The organism is Mesorhizobium sp. M7A.F.Ca.AU.001.01.1.1 (genome assembly GCF_004022735.1).
In the GTDB taxonomy this organism is placed as follows: domain Bacteria; phylum Pseudomonadota; class Alphaproteobacteria; order Rhizobiales; family Rhizobiaceae; genus Mesorhizobium; species Mesorhizobium ciceri.
In genome coordinates, this window is the sequence record NZ_RZPF01000350.1 from 1 (window position 1) to 6,525 (window position 6,525).

Sequence of the window (6,525 nt, forward strand, 5' to 3'; positions counted from 1 at the left end):
CATCACTGGCCTGCTCGAAGGCGAGGACGTGATGCGCACGGGTGCCGCCATGAAGGCAATGGGCGCGCATATCGAGAAGAACGGCGACGAGTGGGTGATCCGCGGCACCGGCAACGGCGCGCTGCTGCAGCCGGAAGGCCCGCTCGATTTCGGCAATGCCGGCACCGGCTCGCGGCTGACCATGGGCCTTGTCGGCACCTATGACATGGAGACGACCTTCATCGGCGATGCCTCGCTGTCGGGCCGGCCGATGGGCCGTGTGCTGGAACCCTTGCGCCAGATGGGCGTGCAGGTGCTGAAGGCGACGCCGGGCGACCGCATGCCGATCACACTGCATGGACCCAAGCATGCCGCACCGATCACCTATCGCGTGCCGATGGCCTCGGCGCAGGTGAAGTCCGCAGTGCTGCTCGCCGGCCTCAACACGCCCGGCATCACCACGGTGATCGAGCCGGTGATGACACGCGACCACACCGAAAAGATGCTGAAGGGGTTTGGCGCCAATCTGTCGGTCGAAACCGACGAGCGTGGCGTGCGCCACATCTTCATCGAAGGCCAGGGCAAGCTGACCGGCCAGACCATCGCCGTGCCGGGCGACCCGTCCTCGGCCGGCTTCCCGCTGGTGGCCGCCCTGATCGTGCCGGGTTCGGACATCACGATCGAAAACGTACTGATGAACCCGACCCGCACCGGCCTGCTTTTGACGCTGCAGGAGATGGGCGGCAACATCGACATCCTCAACCCACGCAATGCCGGCGGCGAGGATGTCGCCGACCTGCGGGTACGTTACTCCGAGCTCAAGGGCGTCATCGTGCCGCCCGAGCGGGCGCCGTCGATGATCGACGAGTATCCGGTGCTGGCGGTCGCTGCGAGCTTCGCCGAGGGCGAAACGCTGATGCAGGGGCTGGAGGAGTTGCGGGTGAAGGAATCCGACCGGCTGTCGGCCGTCGCCAACGGGCTGACGCTCAACGGCGTCGACTGCACCGAGGGCGAAGCTTCGCTTGCCGTGCGCGGCAAACCGGGCGGCAAGGGCCTTGGCGGCCATCCCAACGGCAAGGACACCACCGTGCAGACCCACCTCGACCACCGCATCGCCATGAGCTTTCTGGTCATGGGGCTGGCGACGGAAAAGCCGGTGACCATTGACGACGCCGCCATGATCGCGACCAGCTTTCCGGAGTTCATGGGGCTGATGACGGCGCTGGGCGCGGAGATCGGGTGACGGTCGTGGCAACCAATAGCCTTGGTACGTTGGCAGGCCAGCGCCCAACCCTTTCGGCGGTCTGCCAATGACACACGTCTTCACCATCGCCATCGACGGCCCCGCCGGCGCCGGCAAGGGCACCCTCGCCCGCCGGCTGGCCGACCACTACCGCCTCAACCTGCTCGACACCGGCCTCACCTACCGTGCCGTGGCCTATGCGCTCATCCAGCACGCGCTGCCGCTCGACAATGTCTCGGCGGCTGAAACCGCTGCCCGCCAGGTCGATCTGGCAAAGCTCGACCGGACGGTCTTGTCGGCGCATGCGGTCGGCGAGGCGGCCTCCAAGGTCGCGGTGTACCCGACCGTGCGGCGCATCCTCGTCGAAAAGCAGCGCGACTTCGCCAAGACGCCGCCGGGTGCGGTGCTCGACGGGCGCGACATCGGCACCGTGGTGTGCCCCGACGCCGACATCAAACTCTATGTGACGGCGAGCGCCGAGGTGCGAGCACAGCGCCGGCTGGCCGAGATCGAGAGCATCGGCGGGACCGCTGATTTTACCGAGATCCTCGCCGATATCATGCGCCGCGACCAGCGCGACATGGGCCGTGCCGACTCACCTTTGAAGCCGGCCGCCGACGCGCACTTGCTTGATACCAGCGAAATGGCTATAGAAGCCGCGTTTCTTGCAGCCATGGCGATCATCGATGACGTCTTGGCCAAGAGAGACTAGGTCTGATCCGGGTTTTTCCCTCGTCTTTCCGTTGTCGGAGGCGAAGAAAATACCCATATCGGGCACGAACCAGCCTGCCAGCATTCTTCATGCGCCGGAATTGCCGCTTAAAGAGCGGCCCAGGGCTTTTGTAGCCCGGAACGCCGGCAGGCCAACGCAACGCTAACCCACGGCGCCCGTCCCGCTTCCAGATGCGGGGCACTCCAGGAGAAACAATGTCAGCTGCAAATCCCACTCGCGATGATTTCGCGAGCCTGCTCGAAGAATCATTTACAACAGGCCATTCCGGCGAAGGCCAGGTCGTCAAGGGCACGATCACCGCGATCGAAAAGGACATGGCCATCATCGACGTCGGCCTCAAGGTCGAAGGCCGCGTGCCGCTGAAGGAATTTGGCGTCAAGGGCAAGGACACTACCCTCAAGGTTGGTGACACCGTCGAAGTCTATGTCGAGCGCATTGAAAACGCGCTTGGCGAAGCGATGCTTTCCCGTGAGAAGGCCCGTCGCGAAGAGAGCTGGGTCCGTCTCGAAGAGAAGTTCACCAAGGGTGAGCGCGTCGAAGGCGTCATCTTCAACCAGGTCAAGGGCGGCTTCACGGTCGACCTCGACGGCGCCGTGGCCTTCCTGCCGCGCAGCCAGGTCGATATCCGCCCGATCCGCGACGTCTCCCCGCTGATGCACAACCCGCAGCCCTTCGAGATCCTCAAGATGGATCGCCGCCGCGGCAACATCGTGGTGTCTCGCCGTACCGTGCTCGAAGAGAGCCGCGCCGAACAGCGTTCGGAAATCGTGCAGAACCTCGAAGAAGGCCAGGTTGTCGAAGGCGTCGTCAAGAACATCACCGATTACGGTGCGTTCGTCGACCTCGGCGGCATCGACGGCCTGCTGCATGTCACCGACATGGCATGGCGCCGCGTCAACCATCCGACCGAAATCCTCAACATCGGTCAGACGGTCAAGGTGCAGATCATCCGCATCAACCAGGAAACCCACCGTATCTCGCTCGGCATGAAGCAGCTCGAGAGCGATCCGTGGTCCGAGATCGGCACCAAGTTCCCGATCGGCAAGAAGATCAAGGGCACCGTCACCAACATCACCGACTACGGCGCGTTCGTCGAGCTGGAGCCGGGCATCGAGGGTCTCATCCACGTTTCGGAAATGTCGTGGACGAAGAAGAACGTGCATCCAGGCAAGATCCTGTCGACGACCCAGGAAGTCGACGTGGTGGTGCTCGAAGTCGATCCGGCCAAGCGCCGCATCTCGCTCGGCCTCAAGCAGACGCTCGAGAATCCGTGGCAGGCTTTCGCCTCTAGCCATCCGGTCGGCAGCCAGGTCGAGGGCGAGGTCAAGAACAAGACCGAGTTCGGCCTGTTCATCGGCCTCGAAGGCGACGTGGACGGCATGGTGCACCTTTCCGACCTCGACTGGACCCGTCCGGGCGAGCAGGTCATCGAAGAGTACAATCGCGGCGACATGGTCAAGGCGCAGGTGCTCGACGTCGACATCGACAAGGAGCGCATCTCGCTCGGCATCAAGCAGCTGGCCAAGGATACGGTCGGCGAAGCGGCGACTTCAGGCGAACTGCGCAAGAACGCGGTCGTCACCTGCGAAGTCATCGGCGTCAAGGATGGCGGTCTGGAAGTGCGGCTGGTCGACAGCGGTATCGAAACCTTCATCAAGCGCTCCGACCTGAGCCGTGACCGCGACGAGCAGCGCCCCGAGCGCTTCACCGTCGGCCAGAAGGTCGATGCCCGCGTCATCGCCTTCGACAAGAAGACCCGCAAGCTGCAGGTCTCGATCAAGGCGCTGGAAATCGCCGAAGAGAAGGAAGCGGTCGCTCAGTACGGCTCGACCGACTCCGGCGCTTCGCTGGGCGACATCCTGGGTGCCGCGCTGAAGAAGCAGGGCAGCTAAGTCTTCGCACCGCGAAGCCTTCGCACAGGCTCCAAAACAAAACCCCGCCGGAGCGATCCGGCGGGGTTTTTTTTTGACCTAGGTAAAGGTTGGAAAGTTACGCCCTGCCGTAAAGCGGCACCAGCGTGCCGCTCATCGCCTGATTGGCCGGCGAGGCGAGATAGGCGATGGCCTCGGCGGCGGCTTCGAGGCTGACCCATCTTGTGACATCGGCATCCGGCATATCGGCGCGGTTTGCCGGCGTATCTAGCGTCGACGGCGCCACGGCATTGACCAGGATGCCCTTGTGCTTCAGCTCTTCGGCCATCGCCACCGTCATGGCTGCCACCGCCGCCTTGCTGGCGGCGTAAGCGACCATGCCGGCGCCGCGCCGCGGATCGAGCCCGGCGCGCGCGGTGACGTTGACGATGCGGCCCGCCGTGTCCGACGACAGCATCGAGCGGATCGCGGCGCGGCAGCACAGGAAGGCGGTGCGCGCATTGGTGTCCATCATCTCGGCAAAGGACGCCGACTCGATCTTTTCAACAGGCGCCGAGGTGAAGCCGCCAGCCAGATGGATCGAGCCCCAAAGGCCCGGAACCTGGCTATAGAACGCTTCGACCTTCGCGGGGTCCGAGAGATCGACGTTGTGCACCAGCTGGACACGGTCATGCGAGGTTAAGGGGAAATGCGTAGGGGCGGCGGCATGAGCATTGGGCACATGGCAGATCGCGCCGTCGCTCAGCAGTTTGCCGACAACCGCACCGCCGAGCGCACCGGTCCCACCAGTCACGACGATATGCTTGCCTTCAAGTGTTTCCGTCATCTTGGACGCTCCTGTCATTTTTTTATCGTTAGGTCATTTCTGTGCCGCCGACGCGAAGCGTCGCGCCTTTTGCGCCATCACTCAATTGACATCTCGACATGGCAGTTGTCGCGTCTTTGCATGCGTCCGACACTTCAGCCGTGGCCCGCCAAAACGGGAAACCCGCGCTTCAGTCAACTGTGATTTCGATGACGCGCGGCAGTCCGGTGGCCCGGGCGCGCTTCAGCGCGTCCGCGAGAGCGTCGATATCGGCAAGCCGTTCGGCGCCGATGCCATAAGCCTCGGCCAGCTTGCAGAAATCCGGCGGCGCCGGCGATACGCCAACCGGCTCGACGCCGACATCGAGCATCGAGGTTTCGATCTCGCGGTAGCCTCTGTTGTTCCAGACGACGAAGATGACCGGTACCCGCGCGTCGAGCGCGGCGCCCAGTTCCGGCAGCGTGAACTGGAAGCCGCCGTCACCCGTGAGGCAGACGACCGGCGCATCGGGTATCGCAAGGGCCGCGCCAATTGCGGCCGGCGGGCCGTAGCCAAGCGCGCCGAAGCCGGTGGCGGCATTGAACCAACCGCCTGGCCGATCATGGTCGTAATAGAGGTTGGCCGCATAGATCGGCTGCGTCGAATCGCCGACGATGAGCGCGCCCGGCAAAGCGTCGCGGATCATCTCGACGGCGCGCATCTGCCCCTGCAGTGTCGGATTGAGCTCGGCAAAGGCTGCTTTGCGTGTAGTAGCGGCGCGCGACGAACCGCCCTCGCTTGCCCGGACATGGCGGGTTTCCAGAAGCAGTGCTTCGAGCGCCTCGGCGCAATCGGCCTGGATCGAAACCGTCGCCGGGCGGCGGGCAAGCTGGTCCGCGCCGATATCGATGCGGATCAGGTTGGCGGGCAGGACGAAGCCGCCATCGCTGTAGCCGTCATAGTCGGTCGGGCCGAATTCGGTGCCGGCGGCAATCACCAGGTCGGCGTCGGCCATCAGCGCCCGTACTGTCTTCAGGCTGGGACTGGCCGGCACGCAAAGCGGATGACCATGCAGCAGGCCGCGCGCATTGGTGGTCTGGACGACCGGCGCCCCCAGCCGTTCGGCCAGACGCCGCAGTGGCGCTTCGGCGCGTTTGGCGCCGCCGCCGACCAGGATCAGCGGGCGGCGCGCTGCACTGATGAGTTTGGCCGCGTTGGCAATTGCGACACCTTCCGGCACGGGCGGCGTCACATTGCTCAGCATGGCAGCGATGCCATCCGCCGGCTTGACCATGACGTCGGTCGGGATCTCGATATGCACCGGGCCGGGCCGGGCCGATGAAAACAGGGCGAAGGCCTGCGCCAGCGCGCCGGGCAATTCGCCAGCCTCGGTAACGCGCTGCGAAAACAGCGCCACCTTCTCCATCATGCCGCGCTGATCCGGCAATTCGTGCAGATGGCCCAGCCCCTTGCCCAGCGTCGGCGTGGCGTTGACGCCTGAGATCACCAGCATCGGCACCGAATCGGCACGTGCCTGCCCCATGGCGGTGATGGTGTTGGTCAGCCCCGGTCCGGTGATGACGAAGGCGACGCCCGGTCTGCCGCTGGCGCGTGCGTAGCCATCGGCCATGAAGCCGGCGCCCTGTTCGTGACGCGGTGTGACGTGGCGGATCTTGGAGCGCGCTAGCCCGCGGTAGAGTTCTACCGTGTGGACGCCGGGAATCCCGAAGACCGTGTCGACGCCATGGGCTTCGAGCAGCGAAATGAGCGCTTCGCCGAGTGTCGTCATTGGTTTTCCTCCCCTTCCGGCGCGAGGCCTAGTTCGGCCTCGACGGCCTTGATGCCGATCGCCGCCAATTCGCCGGGCGAGAACATCTCGCCGGCCAGGCAGCCTTCGATCCAGAGTCCGTCGATG

Annotated in this window: 5 protein-coding genes and 1 pseudogene; 3 read left to right on the forward strand and 3 right to left on the reverse strand. The window is 64.7% G+C overall.

The features are described from left to right. From aroA to rpsA, 3 genes are all read left to right on the forward strand, one after another. Window positions 1-1,222: 3-phosphoshikimate 1-carboxyvinyltransferase (gene aroA / locus EN884_RS20710; protein ID WP_128360714.1), on the forward strand; the 1,222-nt coding region annotated here is incomplete at its 5' end. A gap of 67 nt (window positions 1,223-1,289) precedes the next feature. Then, window positions 1,290-1,934 (forward strand): (d)CMP kinase, encoded by a 645-nt coding sequence (cmk, locus tag EN884_RS20715; RefSeq protein ID WP_032898722.1) that lies wholly within the window; start codon window positions 1,290-1,292, stop codon window positions 1,932-1,934. 215 nt (window positions 1,935-2,149) lie between these two features. Then, a complete protein-coding gene (rpsA, locus tag EN884_RS20720; RefSeq protein WP_013528183.1) occupies window positions 2,150-3,847 on the forward strand; it encodes a 30S ribosomal protein S1 in 1,698 nt (565 codons plus the stop codon). A 97-nt stretch (window positions 3,848-3,944) separates the two neighbouring features. Here rpsA and EN884_RS20725 read toward each other — a convergent pair whose 3' ends face one another. The 3 genes and pseudogenes from EN884_RS20725 to EN884_RS39680 form a co-directional block, all read right to left on the reverse strand. Then, window positions 3,945-4,652, reverse strand: a complete 708-nt coding sequence (locus EN884_RS20725) for an SDR family NAD(P)-dependent oxidoreductase (RefSeq protein ID WP_063169846.1) — start codon at window positions 4,650-4,652, stop codon at window positions 3,945-3,947. A 169-nt stretch (window positions 4,653-4,821) separates the two neighbouring features. Continuing rightward, on the reverse strand, window positions 4,822-6,399 hold the full coding sequence (locus EN884_RS20730; protein ID WP_063169845.1) for a 5-guanidino-2-oxopentanoate decarboxylase: 1,578 nt from the start codon (window positions 6,397-6,399) through the stop codon (window positions 4,822-4,824). Then, window positions 6,396-6,525 (reverse strand): annotated as a pseudogene (locus EN884_RS39680) (TetR family transcriptional regulator); the annotation flags it as partial. The pseudogene EN884_RS39680 and the gene EN884_RS20730, both read right to left, overlap by 4 nt.